Consider the following 19,830-nt stretch of genomic DNA (forward strand, 5'->3'; position numbering starts at 1 on the left):
GTGAATAAAGCATGGCAAACTTGTTGGCCGTTGATGATGAACCCGCCGTTTTGGCACTACTTCAAAATATCTTGCAGAAAGATGGCCATGTTGTCACGGTAGTCTCCACCTCCCCACAGGTTCTCACCATGCAGCTTGGAGCCTTTGACCTCATCCTGTTGGACGTGATGATGCCGAGCATGGACGGATTCACACTCTGTCGGGAAATTCGCAGCAAGGTAGACTGTCCGATCCTGTTCCTTACAGCAAAATCCATGGAGAACGATGTAATGTTGGGCCTTGGGGAAGGAGCCGACGATTATATTGTCAAGCCGTTTGGGGCTGGAGAGCTGCGCGCTCGAATCAACGCTCATCTCAGACGAGAGAATCGTGAAAGGCGTAATGTATTCTGCATCGGGGAAGTTCATTTCAATCTATCGGGTAAGGAAATCACCGTTCAAAATGTTGTAATCCCGTTTACCAAAAGTGAATATGAGATATGTAAGTTTCTAGCTCTGAACTGGGGTCAAGTGTTCTCTAAAGAGCAGATTTACGAAGCCGTCTTCGGCTTTGATGGAGACAGCGACTCCGCCACCATCGTGGAGCATATCAAAAATATCCGGGCCAAGCTTGGCAAAGTAGAGGTTTCGCCAGTGGAGACAGTTTGGGGGATCGGGTACCGATGGAAGTAGCCAAAATACAGCAAGCACATAAGACAACCAAACTGCGAACCATTTTTCTGGGTTATTTAGTTATGTTCTGTATCGGGACGATTGCGCTAGCGCTGTTCCTGGTCCTCATCTTCTATATCCTGATGTCTTGTGGAACCATTCTTCCCGCGAACTATGCTGAGAATCAGGTACGGGAGGATAAGGCAATCCTTGAAGCTGGCAAGACCCTACAGCCGGATTCTCGGCAGAAACTATATAGATACGCGTCATTCACTTCGGAAGGCCGCCACATTGAGGGAAATCTTTCTGAAAAGCAGGCTCAAGCCGCTTGGAGTGTTACGCAGCAGAGCAATACTGCCTATCAATTTCCCTATAACTATGTAAAAGTTTCACATAATAATGAAGTTACTGTGATGCGCTACTCTGTCTCGGCGCAGTTTGAACTTCCTATTCTACGTCAATATCTGCCGAACGCGGAATTGTCCTTTTTTGCCGTGTTTTGTATCGCCTTCCTGGGGGGAGGAGCCCTGCTCGCTTCCTCCTTCGGACGAAAGCTGACGCGCAAAATGAGTGGATTGCAGCAGGCTACAAAGCAAATTCAGGCACAGGACCTGGACTTCTCAATTCAGCTCAGTGGTGTGATGGAGATCGATCGGGTGCTCCATTCTATGGATAAAATGAAAGAAACGTTAAAGACTTCGCTTCAGAAACAATGGAATCTCGAAAAATCCCGTCGTGAGCAAATATCCGCCCTGGCACACGATGTCAAAACACCACTCACTATCGTTCGCGGAAACGTAGAGTTGCTGTCCGAAACCGATCAATCGGAGGAGCAAAAAAACTATACCGATTATATAGCGGAGAGCACCAGGCAAATGGAGCAGTATATTAAGACTCTTATTGAAATTTCAAAAGCGGAAACAGTAGCCACCCTGCAGGCGGAAACGATAGATACTGACTTCTATCTAACTAAGATAAAAGATCAGGTAATGGCTCTGGCCGCTGTCAGAAAAATATCTGTCGTATTTGCTACATATAACCTCCCTAGTACGTTGTATGTAGACCCAGTTCTGCTTGAGCGAGCCATCATGAATGTTGCTTCTAATGCGGTAGAGCAAGCGCCGGAATATAGCGAAATCCGGCTGACTGCGGAGTCTGCCGAAGAGTGTATTCGTTTAAGCATCGTAGACGAAGGCCTAGGCTTCTCTCCTGAAGGCCTCAAACAGGCAGCGGAGCAATTTTATATGGGCGACTCATCCAGAAGATTAACTGGACATTACGGCATGGGTCTGTATATAACAAAATCCATTGTGAACCTACATGGCGGACAGCTGATCATCACTAACTCCACCCAGACAGGCGGCGGACAGGTAAGCATTGAGATACCAATCCGTGTATCATCGACATCATGATAAACTCCTAACAAAAAGAGTTCTAAAGTTTTTTACTTTAGAACTCTTTTTGTTAGAGTATTTACTTGGTAATCGTAATTTGTTTGGATACACTATTATAGTTTACCTGATAACCCGAAAGCTCGCTGATGACTCGTAATGGAACCAGCGTATAGCCGTTAATAATAACCGGAGCAGTGATGTTCGTCGAATAATTTCGGGAGTTGTTTAACTCATATACAGCAAGGGTGGAATTCTTGACTTGAAGTACTATTTGTTTGCCGTCTGTAGGACGATTCAGAATGATCTTTTTAGTCCCTTTTTCATAGTTTACATCGTAACCCACCCGTTCACTGATAAAGCGTAACGGGACCATCGTTACCCCATTTATAATTTTTGGAGCCTGAGCTATCGTTGTAGCCCGACCATCAACATAAGCTGTTTTAGCTCCTGGTGTCAGGGTGAACGATGTTGTATATGAAGCAACCGCATTGTTCGTGTAACTCGTCGTAGTGCCGGAAGTCGTTGTAGTTGAACTCGTCCCGGACGATGAACTACTGGTGCCTAATGCCCTATTGCGAATAGCCTCCAGTCGATCTAGCAGGTCGCTTTTACGTGTACCGGTTGGCAGATCACTTATCGCATCTCTGGCAGAACGCCAGTCGGACGCATTTAGACTGTTCTCCGCAATCCGCATTAAATCTCTCGCTTTCTCATAGTTCGATGAACTAGAGGACGAAGAGTAGTAACCATCCGAATTCGTGCGTTCGGATATCTTTACACCACTAGATTCCCTTCCACTACTATTTACGGTTATGACTTTAATCTCATACCAGCGTCCTTCTCGTAAATCCGTTATTTTATAGGATTCTGAGGTTGTAGTTCCCTTATAATCACCATCAACATAGATTTTTACCCTCTCTGCTCGACTCGGCATATCATAGGTGATTTTGATCCAGGTGTCGCTTTTGCTATCGACTTCAAGATTAGAAACTTCTGACGAATTGGAAGATGTACTGTCCGTTGTGGCAGTCAGCTTCACACCGGAGGATAACGCACCTGTGCTCCGCTTGGATTTTATCGTGAACGTGTATGTCTGGCTTGCCGAAAGATTATTAAATGTATAGGATGATCCTGTTGAATCAGTTACTAGTTGTCCATCCTTATATAGACTGACTGTACTAATTCCGCTAGGTTTTGTCCAGGAAACAGTAACACTATAGTTATTAACTGATGTCACTGAAGCACCTGTCACTTCGGGCACGATATCGGTAGAGACTGAAGACGTTGTAACGGGAATACTAACTCCTTGAGATAAGTTTCCGGATTTGTCTATCGTTTTGACCGTTACATTGTAGGCAGTAGCAGCATTTAACACATTAAACGTGTAAGACGTGCCTGTGGTTTTCTGAATTTCTGTACCATTTAAATAAATAATCGCTTGGCTTAAGTCAGCATCCTTAGGCAGTATGTAATTGATGGTAAATCCATTATATCCTATATTCGTCGCTGTCAGCCCGCTTACTTCTCCTGGGGGTGTCTTATCTACAGGGGCGTCAGTGGAAGCTGTTTTAACCTGTACTGTCGTACCTAGAGATTCGTTGCCGCTCTTATTCACTGTCTTTACTCGAAAGGTATATGTCGTATTCGGCTGTAAACCACTCATCATATAAGAGTTACTTCGAATGTTATCAACATATACATCGTTAGTGACATTAACCACTTTTACGTGGTCAAAATTGATGTCCGATGGATTAGTCCAGGACAAATTTACTTTTGTTGTTTCTGTAGGGATCGCTGTCAGATTGCTTATCTCTGCTGGCGCAATATTCGCAGTAACCAATTGGGTCGACATTAATTTCATCACTTGGTTAATATTAGGCTTCTGACCGGTTAATGTAGTCAATTTCGTGCTAGAAGTGATCGGTATTTGGCGTCCTTGAACGGTCGCTAATTTGGTATGTGATTGTGGTATGTTCAAACCTGTCAGATTTGAGTTATGCCTTTCAGTCGGCAACGCGCTAGCCACTGCATCGGGTCCCAAAATGCCATACCCCGTATTCAAAATCAGCGTAGCCGTTGCGAACGGAGCCATCCATTGACGCAAACGTTTTTTATTCATGTTTTATGCTCTCCTTGATACCAGTATTGAAATTTTATGTTGTCAAAATAAATAAGTAAACTCACAAATCCTTCTGCTGTAATCCAGCTTTTAAAATATATACCATAACGTACAGACGTTCATTTAACTGTTATCGGAATTTCCATACCAAATGTTTAGACCTGACACTAGCATTCTTTAGTAATTGGGTACATGTTAACCTCGAAATGTCCATATACAAAGCCTTCGAGCTTGGCTAACTAGACATTTTTTTCTTGCGCTAAGCCATACAAAGCAAACCTTGTTACCCTAGTCTCAGAGGAAATATTAAAAGCTAGCTGTAAATATTCGATATATCGTAACTTTCTACCGTTTAATAACATTGCATTATAGGATATATTAAATTTTAAGTAATAGAAAAAGGATGTGTATTATGTTCAAAAATGCTTTTAAGACGTTTGGTGCCATTGGTAATATTGAAGCGATTTCTTATCTGCTGCTTGTGTGTATTGCCATGCCACTTAAATACGCAGCTGGAATGCCGCAAATGGTAAGCTGGGTGGGAATGATCCATGGGGTACTGTTTGTGGCTTATGTGGTTGCCACTATTGTCATGCTGATTTTGCGTAAAATTACGCTACTGCAAGGGCTTGCAGCCTTAATTGCCTCGCTGTTGCCGTTCGGCCCCTTCATTTTCGATCGTAAGGTGCTTAAGAAAGCCGAAGCCCGTGCCAGTCATGCCAGCTCGATCAAAGCTACATAAACCCATACCAGGCCTAGGTCAACGCAGCAATGCGGTGTTCTCCTTACCACTTATACAGCAGAATATAAAAAAACAACCGATGGCTGTAAACCACTCGGTTGTTTTTTTATTCACGAATAATAATTATTAGTTCCTGACATTTTCCAAAAATTCATAATAGCCATCATTTGACGGATCATCCTGGCTGTTACGTTTGAGATATCCTACTGTAGCTAGATAAGCAAAAAGTCCGAACATAGCAGCAGAAACAACTATATATACTTTAAAACCGAAAATTATTGAAAAGATGATCATAAAAATACCGATTGTAAGGGAGACGCCTAACTTTGACATTCTTTCATCCCTTTCTGTTATATTTATGTAATCACAACTAATCTCTCGGGTAATTTACACTCATGATATCCATAAAAGGAACTTTATCCGTTTCTCCATTACTCTCTACATGAACCTTGCCTGTTCTCGAGTCCATTTTAACGATTTGTCCGCGGGTTGCTTCTTCGCGTCCCCATACTGTCAATACAACTTCGGATTGCTCTTGTTGTGCTTCTACAAGCTGATTCCCGATTTCCTCCAGTACAAATTCATCCCGAGTAGGCCGTTTGGGTACCTTCGCTTTTGCCACTTGCTATCACTCTTCCTTTCGCGCAAAATCAAATTCATTCCATTTTACCATACTTTTCATCATTTGGTGCTGGTAATGTGAGTAAAATTACGTCCCAGGATGCACCAAAAAGCCGAGTTCTCAAAAATGAAAACATCGACTCTCTAAAGTCGCTTGTTAGAGCTCATTAGGGGCGCATGAAAACCGACCAGCTAAGTCATTTGACCAACTGTGGAATGTAATCCACGATATTATAAATAGGAGCACTGCTCTGTTGTGTAACCGCTAAAATTAATGCCCCTTCGAGCATCGAGATGATCAGTACCGCCAGACTGTGTGCCTTTTCCTCGTCCAAGCCCGATTCCTGAAGGCGTTCCATATAGATGTGCTGCCAATCTGTAAACGTATTCACACAGGCATGACGTAGTGATTCACTAATACAGGAAGTTTCCGCGGCAGCCCAGAAGCCAATCGGCATGAAGCTGTCAAAGCCGAGACGGTCTGCCTCCTCAGCCGTATGACGAATAAAATCCTGAATGGCTACTACAGGATTTTCGTTTCCACTCAGTGCCTGTTTTAATTTTTGCTTAATAAACTCATTCCCTCTTCTTATGCACTCCAAAGCCAACTCTTCTTTACCATGTGGAAAATAATAATAAAGTGATCCCTTCGGTGATCCACTCTCCGCAAGAATCTGATTCAGTCCGGTAGCATGATACCCCTGGTGAAAAAAGAGCCTCGACGCCGTTTGTACGATATTCTCATATGATTCGGGTTTAGCAGCCATATACAGCATCCTTCATTATATAATATTTGAAACTTTTACTTTGACAAAAAAATAATAGCATGTTTATTATATATAGACCGATCGTTATAATTCAATACCCATTAATTTATTGGAGGAACAAAAACAACATGAGTACAATGAGTCAAACAAGCTCACCCTCTGAACCCAAAACGTTCAAGGTGCTACCTATTATGATTGCCCTGCTCCTTAGTGGCTTTATTGGGATGTTCAGTGAAACGGCACTTAACATTGCGTTGAATGATTTGATGCAGATTTTGCATATTACAACTGCAACAGCTCAATGGCTGACTACCGCTTATCTGCTGACACTTGGTATCTTGGTGCCTGTATCGGGATTGCTGCTTCAAACCTTTACCACAAGACAGCTGTTTGTGACATCGTTGCTATTTTCAATAGCTGGTTGTCTCGTTGCAGCGCTTGCCCCTACCTTTTCAGTGTTATTGATCGCACGCATTTTGCAGGCTATGGGTACAGCGCTGTTATTGCCGTTGATGTTTAACACGATCTTAATTATCTTCCCAGCTGAAAAGAGAGGCGCGGCTATGGGAATCATCGGATTGGTTATTATGTTTGCACCTGCGGTAGGACCTACCATTGCAGGACTGGTACTTCAGAATTTATCTTGGCACTGGATCTTCTGGATCTCTCTTCCTTTCTTGGTCCTCTCGCTGATCTGCGGTATTTTGTTTATGCAGAACGTCTCAGAACCGACCAAGCCCAAGATTGATCTTTTATCTATTATCCTGTCTTCCATTGGCTTCGGCGGTGTCGTGTTTGGTTTCAGTAAATCTGGTGAAGGTGGCGAAGGCTGGACCAGCCTGGTTGTTTTGCTTCCTGTGATCATCGGCGTGGTATCGTTGATTCTGTTCTCTGTACGACAGTTAAAAATGAAAGCACCTATGCTAAATTTGCGTGTATTTAAATATCCAATGTTTGTGATCGGCGTTATCATGGTGTTCTTATGTATGATGACGATCCTTTCTACGATGCTGATTCTTCCACTCTTTTTGCAAAAAGGGCTGGCCTTGTCCGCTCTAACAGCAGGCTTGGTGCTTCTGCCAGGTGGAATTATCAACGGTCTCTTGTCGCCTATTATGGGTTCCTTATTTGATAAATTTGGTCCTAAATGGCTTGTGATTCCAGGACTTGTGATCGTGGCCGCTGTGTTGTTTTTCCTGTCCGGCATTACAACGACATCCACGCTCGTACTCATTATTGTGCTGCATAGCTGCTTGATGATCGGCATTTCTATGATTATGATGCCAGCCCAAACTAACGGTCTAAACCAGCTCCCTATGGATCTATACCCGGATGGAACGGCTATTATGAGTACGCTCCAGCAAGTCGCTGGTGCAATCGGTACTGCCGTAGCGGTAAGTATACTCTCCAAAGGCATGGACAGCTATTTGAGCCAATCCAGCATGCCTCAATCCGTAAATGAAATGGCTAATGCCATGGTAATCGGATCTCAAAATTCATTTTTCTTTGCAATGGTCATCAGCGTGATCGGTCTGATCCTTGCATTTTTCATCCGCAGAGTTCATGTTGAACATGGCACTGCTAAAGCACCCATGCACTAATTAATTATTATTTTCATTCCAAATGTAATACCTGAATAAACTTAAAGGCTGCTAACCATCCCATTTATGGTTAAGTAGCCTTTTTTTATGAATCTAGATAGGTATTCATATAATTACATATTTACAAATCCTCCTCATTTGGTTACGATATGACTCACGGAGTAAAGCGTAAAAATTACGATTACTATTAAGGAGGATTCCCTGTTGTTTAAACGTTCGTATTTCAAACTATTTATCCCTGCGGTCATGGCGGTGATGATGACAGCCTGTGCTACATCTCCATCAGCTTCATCCACATCCTCTACGGCACCACAAGATAAAAGTGTCACCTTATTGTTCAACGTGCAAAGCCCTTCTATTGATCCTCATGCAGATATCAATTACACAGCCGTTCGTGCTGGAGTAAATGAAACACTGATCAAAGTGAATAAGGATCTCAAGCTGGAAGCTTGGCTTGCAGAAAAATGGGACAGTAAGGACGGGCAGCACTGGACCTTTAGCATCCGACCAGGCGTGAAATTCCATAGCGGTAAAGCCGTAGATGCCGCAGCTGTCAAAGCCTCTTTGGAAAGAGCACTAAAGCTCAATCCATCGGTTAAAAATGCGCTACATATCCGTGATATTCATGCAGAAGGGCAGATCTTGAGCATTACGACGGACAAGCCCTTCCCGGAATTTGTATCTGAGCTGGTTCATCCGAATACCGCAATCATGGACACCACAGCCACAGGTGACTTCCCAGCAGGAACGGGGCCGTTCAAAGTTGTCAGTTTCCGTGCCGGAAGTGAACTGAATCTGGATCGCAACGAGGACTATTGGAACGGTGAAGTAAAATTGAAACATGCCAAATTCATGTTTAACGAAGATGCCAATGCACGTCAACTTGCTTTTCAAGCTAAGACGGCCGATATTGTGTATCGTCCGCCCGTTGAAAGTCTGGAGCTCTTGAAAGCTGATTCTACCGTTAAAGTTGACTCACTTCCTAGCCTGCGGACGCACCAACTTATTTACAATATGAACAATCATGATCTGAAAAAAACAGCTGTGCGCAAAGCATTCGATAATTTGATCAACCGGGATGAGATTGCGAGCGGTATTATGTCTGGTCAGGCAACCCCTGCTCAAGGTCCGTTCTTGCCGGACTTTCCTTTTTCACCGGAATATATTACGAAAAAGTTTGATTTGAATGCAGCACGAGAAGGCTTCAAAGAAGCTGGATATACAGTGGAGAACGGAAAAGTTACGAATTCTGACGGGTCCTCCCTTCATCTTACATTGTTAACCTACCAGTCGAGAGCGGAGCTTCCACTCATTTCACAGCTGATTCAGGCTAACGCTAAGGAGCTTGGCATCACGATTGATATCCGTCAGGTTGATAATATTGATGAATATCTGGCCGCTCATCAGGATTGGGATTTGGCGACTTACAGTAACATTACAGCTCCGCGCGGCGATGCAAGCTATTTCCTGAATGCGGCCTATATGCCGGAGGGAGCATTGAATTACGGTCGTGTGCATGTACCAGAACTCGCGAGTATGATTACGCAGCTAAACACAACCGTGAATGAGGAGCAACGCAACAAGCTAGCGCTGCAGGCTGTCACGCTGATTGACCAAGAAAATCTGCAATCCTTTCTAGTTCATCCAAACAACGTAGTGGCCTATCGTAATTACGTACATAACTGGGTAACCAGCCAAAGTGAATATTATCTGTTGACCCAGGACTTGGATGTGAACTAGCATGCTTCAATCTATTGCCAAAAAGTTTCTGACGCTTATATTGTTCTTTCTTATTCTTTCCTTTGTGAGCTTCTGTCTGCTTAAGCTTGTTCCGGGCGATCCCGTTCGGAGCATTCTCCGAGTAGATGATGTAGCTGTATCCAATCAGCAAATTTCGGATATGCGCAGCCAACTGGGGCTGGATCAACCATTACCTGTGCAATATGGTAAGTGGTTGGTTCAGTTGCTACAGTTGGATTTTGGACAATCTTATCTAACCCATCGTCCAGTCTTGACAGAGTTTATAGAAAAGCTGCCTTATACACTCCTCCTGACTGGAGGCTCTCTGTTCATTATGCTGCTGATAGCTCTCCCGTTGGGCACAATGTCCGCACTGTACCGTAACCGCTGGATTGACAGTGCCAGTCGTGTATTTGCCTTAATTGGCTCCTCAATTCCCAGCTTTTGGTTGGGGCTTTTGTTTATCGAATGGTTTGCAGTTAAATTGCGTATTTTGCCGTCTATGGGGGATGGAACCGTTTTTCATTTAGTCCTCCCTTCTCTTACCCTCGGATTGGCAATGGCGGCTGTTTATGTACGAATGATTCGCGCAAGTCTGATTGAAAGCTCGGGACAGGATTTTATCAAAGCAGCTCAAGCCCGTGGAATCAGTCCGGTTCGCATTTTTTTCAGACACATGTTCCGTCACAGCTTAATTCCACTTATAACGGTATTCAGTGAGAGCATAGGCAGCCTACTGGGAGGTACGGTGGTAATCGAAGTGCTGTTCGCCTATCCGGGGCTTGGCAAATGGATTGTGGATGCAATTGCCGCGAGAGACTATCCCATTATACAGGGCTATACAATTTTTATGGCCATATTCATTATATGCCTCAATATCTTGGTAGAACTGTCCTACCGTTGGGTCAATCCTGAAATTGCTTTGAAGGAGAAACGTTTATCATGATAAAATCCGTACATGCGGAAAACAGGCAGTTCACCAGGGCACGATTGTCCAAAGCATGGATCGGATCACTCTCCATCTTGTTCATTCTTACAGCCATTACAGTCATACCCTTCCTAGCTCCACAAGATCCGTATCATATCCAGATGGGGAGTCGACTTCAACCGATCAGCGCAATGCACTGGCTGGGAACCGATCATTTGGGTAGAGATGTGCTATCGAGGGTCATAGCAGGACTACGGACGACAGTCGGAACCAGTTTGTTGATTTTGATCGTTTCACTGGTTGTTGGGGTACCCCTCGGTCTGCTGTCAGGATTTATTGGAGGCTGGATGGATCGTGTATTCCAACGTGTGGTCGATGCCTTCATGACTTTGCCTGATTATATTTTTGCCATTGTACTAAGTGGCCTGCTCGGACCAGGCTTAGGGAATCTTATATTTGCGGTGTCTGCAGTAAAATGGGTTGGTTATGCCCGACTGGTGCGCAGTACCGTTCTGGCTGAAAAGCAAAAGGATTACATTTCGTTATCCATACTCGCGGGTACCTCCTCCCTGCGAATTGTCATGCGGCATATTCTGCCCCATGCCATTGGGAATGTACTTGTACTGGCTACGCTGGATATCGGCAAAATCATTTTAATGATCGCCTCTCTATCTTTTTTGGGCTTAGGTCCTCAGCCGCCCATTCCCGAATGGGGCACGATGTTGAATGAAGGGCGTGCATATTTTCAAATGGCCCCTCATTTAATGCTGGGTCCCGGCATAGCTGTCGTGCTCACGGTACTATTAGCGAACGTGTTTGGAGACAAGCTACGCGACCGTTATGATGTTAAAACCCGGTCAGAGGAGTGAACTACATGCTGACTATTGAAGGCTTAACGATTCGGACAAAAGCAAAAACGATTGTAGAACAACTGGAGCTTGCCATTCGTCCGGGAGAATGGTGTGCTCTGGCAGGAGAAAGCGGAAGCGGCAAAAGCATGACTGCGTTCGCTATTGGCGGTCTCCTCCCCGCTTCTGTTAGCGCTGAAGGAATCATAATGTGGAATGACGAGAATTTGCTTGCCCTACCCGCTAAACAAAGACGTTCCTTGCTTGGTAGTGAAATATCTTACGTTTTTCAAGACTATCACGGGGCTTTTACCCCTTTTTTGCGTGTGGGCAGCCAACTCGACGAGCTGATGCGTGCTCACGGCAAGCAAGACCGTAAAGCGCGTAAGCAGCGCTGTCTTGAGGTGTTGGAGCACGTACAGCTTCCCGCCGAGCGTGTGTACCGCAGCTATCCATTCGAGCTCAGCGGCGGTCAATTGCAGCGAGCAGCTATTGCAGCTGCACTGCTTCTAGAGCCAAAGCTGCTCATTGCCGACGAGCCAACAACTGCGCTGGATACGCTCACTGCACACCGAGTACTCCAGCTCATTGACCAAATCCGGATGGAAACGGGGATTTCCGTCATGTGGATCACTCACGATCTACGGCATGTACGGAAGTATGCGGATCGAGTTGCAGTAATGCGTACAGGTGTTTTGCTTGAAGCTGGTCAAACGCAAGCGGTGCTGGACCATCCAGCCCATCCATATACGCGTCGCTTACTGGCGGCTATTCCGCCGCTGTCTCCAGACGCTCCTTCACGTTTGCCATGCAACAGCACCGATGAACAGCTTGCACCGGAAAGGAGCATATTACATGAATAATCAAGCCGCCTGCGCTCAGTGGCAAGACAGCCCCCATCCTGTTGTTACCGTCTCCGGTTTGACGAAGGCTTACGCTGGGGGCAAAACTGTACTGCACGATGTTGCTCTGTCGGTCTCACCCGGAGAATGTCTGGGTGTTGTCGGAGAAAGCGGCAGTGGGAAAAGCACACTTGCTCGCTGTATTTTGACATTGGACACGTTTGATCAAGGTGAGCTTAAACTGGATGGACAGTCCATTCGAGGATTAAAGCGAAGTGAATTAAAACGGATTCGCAGCAGACTGGGGGCGGTATTTCAACATCCATCCGCAGCTTTGAACCCCAGACTAACCATTTTGCAATCCCTGCTGGAGCCATTGGATCAGCTTAAATGCTATGTTCCTTCCTTTATGGCGGGGATGCCCTCTGGACGTTGGAATATAGCAGAACAACTGCTAGGTATGGTAAAGCTTCCGGCAAGCTACCTGGATAAGTTTCCACATCAGCTCAGCGGTGGGGAAAAGCAGCGTGTAACCATTGCACGCGCCATTAGTACAGAACCGGAATTTATCGTATTGGACGAGCCGACTGCAAGTTTGGATGTGACCACACAAGCCACCGTTTTAAACCTGCTCAAGGATTTGCAGGATGAGTTTGGACTGGCTTATCTGTTTATCTCGCATGATCTGGCGGCTGTGCACTTTATGAGTGATCGAATCTTGGTTATGAAAGAAGGCCGTGTGCTTGAGCATTTTTCCAAGGAAGCATTATTTCATTCGGATCGGCTTCCCTATACACAATCATTACTGGAGGTTTTTTCAACATGCTGCCTTCCCACCGAGCCTATCTTGCTTTAGCAATCCCTTTAATTATTTCGACGATTACTACCCCGCTACTCGGTGCGGTGGATACAGCAGTAATCGGTCATTTGAGCCAGTCTGCCTATTTAGGCGGCGTGGCAGTCGGTACTCTTATTTTCAATACTTTATATTGGCTGTTTGGCTTTCTGCGAGTCAGTACGTCAGCTTTCACAGCACAAGCCGCAGGTGCACAAAATAACGACCAAGGCATAGCTGCTCTCATGCGCCCACTGGCTATAGCTCTACTCATCAGTGCAGTATTTATTGTCTTGCAAAAGCCCATCCTGCTAGCTTCTCTCCAGCTTATCCGTCCAGCTCAGGATGTGGCAGAGCAAGCTGCAATTTATTTTAACATCCGCATTTGGGGAGCACCCCTTACATTGGTGAACTATGTGCTGCTCGGATGGCTGATGGGATTGTCCCGCGTGAAAGCTACATTATTTTTACAAATATCAATGAATGTAATCAATATGTTATTAGCTCTTGTATTTACACAGATCATGCATTGGAATGTCACTGGGGTCGCAAGCGCTACTCTGATTGCAGAAGCTCTTGCATGTGTATTGGGTCTTGCACTGGTGTTCCGTTCACCGATTTGGAGAGAATGGAAGCGCAGTGGACAGAGGAATTGGCGAGAATGGTTCGGTGCCTCAGAGTTGAAAAGTGTCATGGCGACGAACCTTGATCTCATGATTCGTACAGCCTGCCTGTTGACGATGTTTAATCTGTTTACGGCGCGCAGTGCGAGCTTTGGCACCGATCAGTTAGCGGCAAATGCTATTTTGTTGCAGATCCATTACATTATGGCTTACTTTTTTGATGGGTTCGCCAACGCCAGTAGCATCATGACGGGTCAGGCTCGTGGTGCCGGAGATCGTAAAATGCTGCAAAGAGTTATTCATTTGTCCTGGTTTTGGACACTGGTTACCGGTGTAGTGACGGGAGGATTGTACCTTGCACTGAAAGAGCCGCTGATCTCGCTATTTACAGGGAACGCTACAGTGATTAGCCTGACAATTCCTTACAATGGGTGGCTGGTGATCTTTCCCCTAGCAGCCGGGCTGGGACTGGTATTCTATGGTGTATTTACAGGGATGACGGTAACGTATCCGATCCGTAATTCGATGCTGATTTCACTGGTCTGCTTTTTGATCGCTCTCTTCTGGTGCGTTCCGCATTATGGGAATCATGGACTTTGGTTATCCTTTATCATCTTTGCCCTGGGACGGTCACTGTTTCTGGTGGTCTATTTGCCTCGGTTGAAGAAGATTTAGCAGATCTGCTTTACATCGCTCTCAAAAACAAAGGATGTCCCATCCACCATGTACGTGGTGTGGGGACATCCTTTTATTATTTATTCATACTGTTCTTAGGATAGGAGTTTACCAATCCTTCTATTCGCCTTGTGGAACGGTCAAGCCTAGACCATCCGCTACACGACGTCCGTATTCAGGATCAGCTTTATAGAAATGGCCGATCTGACGCAGTTTGATTTCATCACTTTCTACAGGCTTCATCGCATTTACGATGTTTCGGACCAGACGTGAGCGCTCCTCTTCACTGAGCAAGCGGTACAGGTCCCCTGGCTGTGTGTAGTGATCGTGATGATCATAGGCTACACTCTGTGCCTCACCAGACACTTCAAAAGGAGCAATTTTGTGAGCTGGTGATTCTTTCGGTCCACCGAGACTATTAGGCTCATAATAGGCAGATCCGCCGCCATTACTGTCACTGCGCAATGCACCATCGCGTTGGTAGTTGTGTACCTCCGCATGCGGCCGGTTGATAGGCAACGCATTATGGTTTGCACCTACACGGTAGCGGTGTGCGTCACCATAGGCAAACAAGCGTCCTTGCAGCATCTTATCCGGGGATGCCTCAATACCAGGAACAAATGAACCCGGTGAAAATGTCGCCTGCTCTACCTCAGCAAAGTAGTTCTCAGGATTGCGATTCAGTACCATGCGTCCTACCTCGATCAGCGGGTAATCCTTTTGAGACCATACTTTGGTCACATCGAATGGATCAAAACGGTACGTATCCGCATCTTCTATAGGCATAATCTGCACATAAAGTTTCCATGCCGGGAAATCGCCCTTTTTAATCGCATTAAACAAATCTTGTATATGATAATCCGGGTTTTCACCGGCAATTTTTGCAGCTAAATCCACATCAAGATTTTGTATACCTTGTTCTGTTTTAAAATGATATTTCACCCATACGGCCTGTCCCTGGGCGTTTACCCACTTGAATGTGTGGCTGCCAAAACCATGCATATGTCTAAGTGTAGCGGGAATACCGCGGTCAGACATCAGAATACTTACCTGATGCAGTGATTCAGGAGATAGGGACCAGAAATCCCAGACCGCATTTGGGTTTTTTAAATGCGTTTGGGGATGACGTTTTTGCGTATGAATAAAGTCAGGAAATTTAATGGCATCTCGAATAAAGAAAACAGGCGTATTATTGCCCACGAGATCATAGTTCCCTTCTTCCGTATAAAACTTTACCGCAAATCCACGTGGATCACGTACAGTATCGGACGAGCCTAACTCACCTGCCACAGTAGAAAAACGGATAAACATCGGTGTACGCTTGCCCACTTCGGACAAGAAACTTGCTTTTGTATATGAAGACAAATCATTAGTGACTTCAAAATATCCGTGCGCCCCGGCACCTTTAGCATGAACAACGCGTTCCGGCACACGCTCCCGGTTAAAATGCGCCAGTTTCTCCAGCAGATGCACATCCTGAATTAATGTGGGACCACGTGAGCCTGCTGTAATCGAATTCTGATTATCTCCAACAGGAGCGCCCCAGCTTGTAGTCAGGTTCGTTGGTTGGTTACTCATAATTGAAATCACCTCTTGAATGAATTGGTTGACCATGTGCTTTTCACTATAAATTGTGCACAAATAAAAATCAATACTTTTTTATAATTATTATAATTTAGGATTTAGAATTAGTTTAAATTAAAAAAAAGAAAAAGCAAGCCCCATAAGGCTTGCCGTAATACGTGCTGTATTTATTTACAATAAAATGACTTGAATTTTTTACGTTCTGTAATAATTACATTGATCACTTTTTAGGTTTTGTTATGGAGACTTTCAGACAATATTCATATGGAATTCATCATAAAATCATATTAGGAGCTGCTTTCTATCGAGAAAGTCTAGAATATCCTGTACCGACTGACTTACCTCCCGACCTTCAGTGGATACGATTAAATCAGGTTCCAGCGGTACTTCATATGGAGCATCAATCCCCGTAAAATGATGAATTTCTCCGGCTCGTGCTTTCTTGTACATTCCTTTTGGATCACGACGTTCACATTCCTCTAGACTGCATTGGATATAAATCTCGTAGCAGCCTTCCTGTTGTAAAATGCCCTTTACCATTTCACGATCCTCACGATAAGGCGAAATGGTAGCGCAAATTGTTAGAACCCCCGCATGTGCCATTAGCTTGGACACTTCCGCTATACGACGAATATTTTCTTTGCGGTCAGCGGGTAGGAAACCCAAATTGCGATTCAAACCATGCCGAACATTATCCCCATCCAAAATAAACGTACGTATCCCTCGTGCATATAATGCTTTTTCGAGTGTGGAGGATACCGTTGACTTTCCCGAGCCAGACAGCCCCGTAAACCAAAGCACCGGACTCTTATGTCCGTTCAGAAGCTGTCGAGCTTGCTTATCCACTTCTGATACATGCCAGGTAATGTTGGAAGATGGGTTCATTCAGCACTCTCCTATTTCATCAGTATTAATGGTTAATATGTCTCTGATATCAGGATAGAGCATTTTTAAAACTGTTTAAAGTACGCTGCTCTGTTTTGTGGTCCAATACTGCAAAAACAATCTGTTCAAACAGCAGTCCATATCCTTCAGCTACAAGCACTTGCTTAAACCAGTCGGCAACCTCTTCCGGCTTATTGCGGAATACCCCACAACCATAAGCACCAAGCACAAGATGTTCTACACCATTTTGCATGGCCATTCCCAAAATATAACGGATACGCTCCAACATGACTTCTCCAATCCGATTGACCTGCTCTGGCTCCCGTTCACGCACGACTCCAGCATTCACAGCAGGCGCGGTCAGGAAATCGACTAAATACGGATTTTCCAGCAATGTTCCCTGATCATCCCGAAAAACAGGAACTTGGGGAGAATAAATCATATAATCTGAATAAAAACAGCTCCGCAGCTTCCGATTATGTTGATACATTTCCTCCATTTGTGAAATGCAAGGATACAGCGCTGATGAACGAGCTAAGCTTTCCTCTTGAGCCTGGCTGCCTCCAAGGAATCCGCCCCCGGGGTTTTTGGCTGATGCAAAATTCAAACACGCTACGTGTTCCCGTTTCTCTTCGACCTGAAGTCTATGTGCGGCCTGCAACGTACTTTCTCCCGTAACTTCCAGCTTTCCAATGATCGCCTGTGCGCCTACATCGGAAGAATCTACCCATATAGTTTTTATTCTTTGCTCTGCCTCTTGCTTTATGGCTACCAGTTGAGAAGGTCTATATAGCTTCGAGCCTGTGCCCGCATTTTCTACCTCTTTTGCTATATTTACTTGTACCTCTTTGGTATTCGTATAATGCCCATTTTCCAAAATGGACAGTGTTTCATGCGCCATATATGATCGAACATCCCGATTACTCCGGGAATTCATTGTGTTTTTCATGGTGACTAATCCTCCTTTTGCAATAAATCCTCACGTAAATTCGTCAATATTTCCCCCAGCCAGTTCGTACCCCGCCATAGCTTCCGGTGCCGTATACGAGCATCATTTTCAGCTAAGCCTACACCCCAAATGGTGTCCGTCGGACTTGCCTCAATTAGAGTAGTTCCCTTCGTTTTAAGCAGGTGCTTGAGCAAATTCTGATTTTGGGTGAACTTGGCATAATTTCCGTCATACACAATTTGCTGGCAATTTGCTTCCCACAAGGATTGATCAAATCCGCGCACACTGCGACCACGGGCTTTTTGCTCCCTTGGGGTGGGGGCTTGCATAATTTTCAGGGCTGCCTCTTCGTCTCCAAAAAGCTGCGCTTTTTTTAGCATCATATATTGCTCGGCACAGTTAAACTCCAACCCATCCACGACAAATTCACAAGGGTACCATTGCGAAAATGGCGAATGACTGCGATAAAAAAATGTAAACTTTTCCATGAATATTCCTCACTTCTTCTTTCTTTTATGCTATATAAAACGTGACCGTGGCTTAAATCGGTATAGCTTGGACGGACGATGTCCGGCCGCCTTCCTGTATTCATTGGTTTCTTCCACGAGATCTGCTATTTTACGACGAAAAGCCGCAGCCAACAGCTCTTTACCTAAAATAATTTCATATACCTGTTGGAGTTCACTCAGTGTAAATAGAGCTGGCATCAGGTGAAACGCAATATCTGTGTATTCAATTTTGCTGCGTAGACGCTCAATACCGTACGCAATAATTTTGGCATGATCAAAAGCAATTCCCTGTGACTCCAGCACTTCTCGCTTGATTTCTATGGTTTTCCCCTTAAGAATTTCAGTTACTTTCACTTTGGCTGACAGGAGGATGTCCGCATGCTTCAATGTAATGTCAATGTTTTGCTCCCATGTATAACCTTCCGGTTGATTCGTCCGCGTCTCCTGAACCACACTGTAATCCAGTTCAAACCATTGAGCATCTGCGGCATCATCCCCTGCCTGTACCTCCAAGGATTCATGATCAACTAACGCCATATAAGCGCAGCTGATCACCCGCATACGCGGATCACGTGCCACATCTCCCCAAGTATACAGCTGCTCCATATAAATCTGATCTACATTGGTTTCGGTTTTAAGCTCGCGTCGTGCAGCTTCTTCGAGGCTTTCATTCATGTCTACAAAACCGCCAGGCAACGCCCATTGTCCTATAAAGGGGTGCTCTCCTCTTTGGATCAATAGAAGCTGAAGTGTCTTCTCCGGTAGCTTACGGTAATTTTGCTGGAGCTGATCCATTACAGTAAATAGCAGCATATCTACCGTTACGGATGGGCGTTCATATTGATTCGCATCATAAAGGGCCAGAAACTGCTCTTCCGTCAAGCCACTGTGATTGTGTTTCAATTTATCTTTCATTTGTGTCACCTACCTGCTCATATTTGGGGCATCCTCGCTTTTGCTTCACAAGCAAGCAACGAATGCTTTATGTAAATTTTAATTTGAATCAATTGATAAAAACAAAATGTTAATATCAATACAATAATATATAAATAATGCTTCGTCAATAGGGTGTATAGACCTATTTTTGATCATATGATAGTACTATTAGACTGTTTACTGAATTTTGCTTGTTGCTTATTGTCATATCATGTATGATGTTTTGGTCAATATAGGAAACACAACATACTAAACACGTAGGGAGAAGATTCAATTGTCTAACCAGTTTAATCCGCAACACAATCAACAAGGAGCACCATCCAGACCAGCCCCTGTTTACCCGCCACCTGTTTCATTCAAGGAGTGGATGATCAGTTTACTCCTGATGGCTATACCGGTAGTTGGGCTTGTTATGCTGTTTGTGTGGGCTTTTAGCGGCTCGACGAATCCGAGCAAAGCGAACTACGCTAAGGCAGGTCTTCTTTGGGCTGCTATTGTAATTGTGATCTATATCATTATGGCTGTTGCTCTATTGCCTGCTATTATAAGCTCATTGAACTCCAGCAGCTACTATTGATTTCA

20 protein-coding genes are annotated in these 19,830 nt (G+C 44.7%); 11 read left to right on the top strand and 9 right to left on the bottom strand.

The genetic code is table 11. The annotated features are described in order from the left end of the window. Positions 1–11: 11 nt before the first annotated feature. Together EGM68_RS13335 and EGM68_RS13340 are read left to right on the top strand one after the other, a co-directional pair. The gene (locus EGM68_RS13335) at positions 12–671 is read left to right on the top strand and encodes a response regulator transcription factor (RefSeq protein ID WP_058711644.1); all 660 of its coding nucleotides are present in this window, start codon (positions 12–14) and stop codon (positions 669–671) included. Further along, a complete protein-coding gene (locus EGM68_RS13340) occupies positions 662–2,062 on the top strand; it encodes a HAMP domain-containing sensor histidine kinase (RefSeq protein ID WP_129549389.1) in 1,401 nt (466 codons plus the stop codon). Before EGM68_RS13335 ends, EGM68_RS13340 begins: the two co-directional genes overlap by 10 nt. Positions 2,063–2,123: 61 nt before the next feature. Here the strand turns inward: EGM68_RS13340 and EGM68_RS13345 are convergent, their stop codons facing one another. Next, positions 2,124–4,163: a fibronectin type III domain-containing protein gene (locus tag EGM68_RS13345; RefSeq protein ID WP_129549390.1), complete on the bottom strand. Its 2,040-nt coding sequence runs from the start codon at positions 4,161–4,163 to the stop codon at positions 2,124–2,126. Between the two features lie 412 nt (positions 4,164–4,575). Here EGM68_RS13345 and EGM68_RS13350 point away from each other — a divergent pair, with 412 nt between their 5' ends. After that, a complete protein-coding gene (locus EGM68_RS13350; protein WP_013371343.1) occupies positions 4,576–4,905 on the top strand; it encodes a DUF3817 domain-containing protein in 330 nt (109 codons plus the stop codon). 126 nt (positions 4,906–5,031) lie between these two features. Here EGM68_RS13350 and EGM68_RS13355 read toward each other — a convergent pair whose 3' ends face one another. The 3 genes from EGM68_RS13355 to EGM68_RS13365 form a co-directional block, all read right to left on the bottom strand. Next, positions 5,032–5,238 carry a hypothetical protein gene (locus tag EGM68_RS13355; protein WP_129549391.1) on the bottom strand — a complete coding sequence of 69 codons (207 nt, stop codon included), beginning with the start codon at positions 5,236–5,238 and terminating at the stop codon, positions 5,032–5,034. A gap of 37 nt (positions 5,239–5,275) precedes the next feature. Then, a complete protein-coding gene (locus tag EGM68_RS13360) occupies positions 5,276–5,527 on the bottom strand; it encodes a YolD-like family protein (protein ID WP_013371345.1) in 252 nt (83 codons plus the stop codon). Positions 5,528–5,723: 196 nt separating this feature from the next. Beyond that, complete coding sequence (locus EGM68_RS13365; RefSeq protein WP_025364963.1) at positions 5,724–6,293, bottom strand: TetR/AcrR family transcriptional regulator; 570 nt, start codon at positions 6,291–6,293, stop codon at positions 5,724–5,726. Between the two features lie 137 nt (positions 6,294–6,430). Between EGM68_RS13365 and EGM68_RS13370 the strand changes: the two genes are divergently transcribed. The 7 genes from EGM68_RS13370 (at position 6,431) to EGM68_RS13400 (ending at position 14,385) form a co-directional block, all read left to right on the top strand. Further along, positions 6,431–7,894 (top strand): DHA2 family efflux MFS transporter permease subunit, encoded by a 1,464-nt coding sequence (locus EGM68_RS13370; RefSeq protein WP_206099057.1) that lies wholly within the window; start codon positions 6,431–6,433, stop codon positions 7,892–7,894. 204 nt (positions 7,895–8,098) lie between these two features. Then, complete coding sequence (gene nikA, locus EGM68_RS13375; protein WP_129549393.1) at positions 8,099–9,634, top strand: nickel ABC transporter substrate-binding protein; 1,536 nt, start codon at positions 8,099–8,101, stop codon at positions 9,632–9,634. Position 9,635: 1 nt separating this feature from the next. Continuing rightward, the gene (gene nikB / locus EGM68_RS13380; RefSeq protein WP_129549394.1) at positions 9,636–10,580 is read left to right on the top strand and encodes a nickel ABC transporter permease; all 945 of its coding nucleotides are present in this window, start codon (positions 9,636–9,638) and stop codon (positions 10,578–10,580) included. Continuing rightward, on the top strand, positions 10,577–11,431 hold the full coding sequence (gene nikC / locus EGM68_RS13385; RefSeq protein ID WP_064964132.1) for a nickel transporter permease: 855 nt from the start codon (positions 10,577–10,579) through the stop codon (positions 11,429–11,431). Before nikB ends, nikC begins: the two co-directional genes overlap by 4 nt. Before the next feature lie 5 nt (positions 11,432–11,436). After that, positions 11,437–12,273 (top strand): ATP-binding cassette domain-containing protein, encoded by an 837-nt coding sequence (locus EGM68_RS13390; RefSeq protein ID WP_129549395.1) that lies wholly within the window; start codon positions 11,437–11,439, stop codon positions 12,271–12,273. Continuing rightward, positions 12,266–13,108, top strand: coding sequence for an ABC transporter ATP-binding protein (locus tag EGM68_RS13395; protein WP_013371352.1), 843 nt, complete (start codon positions 12,266–12,268; stop codon positions 13,106–13,108). The genes EGM68_RS13390 and EGM68_RS13395 overlap by 8 nt, the downstream gene beginning before the upstream one ends. Further along, the gene (locus tag EGM68_RS13400) at positions 13,075–14,385 is read left to right on the top strand and encodes an MATE family efflux transporter (protein WP_013371353.1); all 1,311 of its coding nucleotides are present in this window, start codon (positions 13,075–13,077) and stop codon (positions 14,383–14,385) included. The genes EGM68_RS13395 and EGM68_RS13400 overlap by 34 nt, the downstream gene beginning before the upstream one ends. Before the next feature lie 120 nt (positions 14,386–14,505). Here EGM68_RS13400 and katA read toward each other — a convergent pair whose 3' ends face one another. The 5 genes from katA to EGM68_RS13425 all read right to left on the bottom strand — a co-directional run bounded on the left by katA (position 14,506) and on the right by EGM68_RS13425 (position 19,227). Beyond that, positions 14,506–15,963: a catalase KatA gene (katA, locus tag EGM68_RS13405; protein WP_129549396.1), complete on the bottom strand. Its 1,458-nt coding sequence runs from the start codon at positions 15,961–15,963 to the stop codon at positions 14,506–14,508. Positions 15,964–16,251: 288 nt separating this feature from the next. Then, positions 16,252–16,854, bottom strand: coding sequence for an adenylyl-sulfate kinase (gene cysC, locus EGM68_RS13410; RefSeq protein WP_129549397.1), 603 nt, complete (start codon positions 16,852–16,854; stop codon positions 16,252–16,254). Positions 16,855–16,903: 49 nt separating this feature from the next. Continuing rightward, positions 16,904–17,803, bottom strand: coding sequence for a TIGR02452 family protein (locus EGM68_RS13415; protein WP_129549398.1), 900 nt, complete (start codon positions 17,801–17,803; stop codon positions 16,904–16,906). A gap of 5 nt (positions 17,804–17,808) precedes the next feature. After that, positions 17,809–18,291, bottom strand: coding sequence for a riboflavin biosynthesis intermediates N-glycosidase (locus tag EGM68_RS13420; RefSeq protein ID WP_129549399.1), 483 nt, complete (start codon positions 18,289–18,291; stop codon positions 17,809–17,811). A gap of 30 nt (positions 18,292–18,321) precedes the next feature. Next, complete coding sequence (locus EGM68_RS13425) at positions 18,322–19,227, bottom strand: NUDIX hydrolase (protein WP_013371358.1); 906 nt, start codon at positions 19,225–19,227, stop codon at positions 18,322–18,324. Between the two features lie 295 nt (positions 19,228–19,522). Between EGM68_RS13425 and EGM68_RS13430 the strand changes: the two genes are divergently transcribed. Beyond that, entirely contained in the window at positions 19,523–19,825 is a 303-nt protein-coding gene (locus EGM68_RS13430) for a hypothetical protein (protein ID WP_043885972.1), read from the top strand. The last annotated feature ends 5 nt before the right edge of the window (positions 19,826–19,830 follow it).

The organism is Paenibacillus sp. M-152 (assembly GCF_003856555.1).
GTDB classification, from domain to species: Bacteria; Bacillota; Bacilli; order Paenibacillales; family Paenibacillaceae; genus Paenibacillus; species Paenibacillus polymyxa_C.

What these genes read in the sequence shown, in the direction of transcription:
- EGM68_RS13350 (WP_013371343.1), top strand. Translation starts at nt 4,576, where the DNA reads ATGTTCAAAAATGCTTTTAAGACGTTTGGTGCCATTGGTAATATTGAA.
- EGM68_RS13370 (WP_206099057.1), top strand. Translation starts at nt 6,431, where the DNA reads ATGAGTCAAACAAGCTCACCCTCTGAACCCAAAACGTTCAAGGTGCTA.
- EGM68_RS13340 (WP_129549389.1), top strand. Translation starts at nt 662, where the DNA reads ATGGAAGTAGCCAAAATACAGCAAGCACATAAGACAACCAAACTGCGA.
- EGM68_RS13400 (WP_013371353.1), top strand. Translation starts at nt 13,075, where the DNA reads ATGCTGCCTTCCCACCGAGCCTATCTTGCTTTAGCAATCCCTTTAATT.
- nikB (WP_129549394.1), top strand. Translation starts at nt 9,636, where the DNA reads ATGCTTCAATCTATTGCCAAAAAGTTTCTGACGCTTATATTGTTCTTT.
- nikC (WP_064964132.1), top strand. Translation starts at nt 10,577, where the DNA reads ATGATAAAATCCGTACATGCGGAAAACAGGCAGTTCACCAGGGCACGA.
- EGM68_RS13425 (WP_013371358.1), bottom strand. Translation starts at nt 19,227, where the DNA reads ATGAAAGATAAATTGAAACACAATCACAGTGGCTTGACGGAAGAGCAG.
- katA (WP_129549396.1), bottom strand. Translation starts at nt 15,963, where the DNA reads ATGAGTAACCAACCAACGAACCTGACTACAAGCTGGGGCGCTCCTGTT.
- EGM68_RS13395 (WP_013371352.1), top strand. Translation starts at nt 12,266, where the DNA reads ATGAATAATCAAGCCGCCTGCGCTCAGTGGCAAGACAGCCCCCATCCT.
- cysC (WP_129549397.1), bottom strand. Translation starts at nt 16,854, where the DNA reads ATGAACCCATCTTCCAACATTACCTGGCATGTATCAGAAGTGGATAAG.
- EGM68_RS13420 (WP_129549399.1), bottom strand. Translation starts at nt 18,291, where the DNA reads ATGGAAAAGTTTACATTTTTTTATCGCAGTCATTCGCCATTTTCGCAA.
- EGM68_RS13390 (WP_129549395.1), top strand. Translation starts at nt 11,437, where the DNA reads ATGCTGACTATTGAAGGCTTAACGATTCGGACAAAAGCAAAAACGATT.
- EGM68_RS13345 (WP_129549390.1), bottom strand. Translation starts at nt 4,163, where the DNA reads ATGAATAAAAAACGTTTGCGTCAATGGATGGCTCCGTTCGCAACGGCT.
- EGM68_RS13355 (WP_129549391.1), bottom strand. Translation starts at nt 5,238, where the DNA reads ATGTCAAAGTTAGGCGTCTCCCTTACAATCGGTATTTTTATGATCATC.
- EGM68_RS13365 (WP_025364963.1), bottom strand. Translation starts at nt 6,293, where the DNA reads ATGGCTGCTAAACCCGAATCATATGAGAATATCGTACAAACGGCGTCG.
- EGM68_RS13335 (WP_058711644.1), top strand. Translation starts at nt 12, where the DNA reads ATGGCAAACTTGTTGGCCGTTGATGATGAACCCGCCGTTTTGGCACTA.
- EGM68_RS13415 (WP_129549398.1), bottom strand. Translation starts at nt 17,803, where the DNA reads ATGAAAAACACAATGAATTCCCGGAGTAATCGGGATGTTCGATCATAT.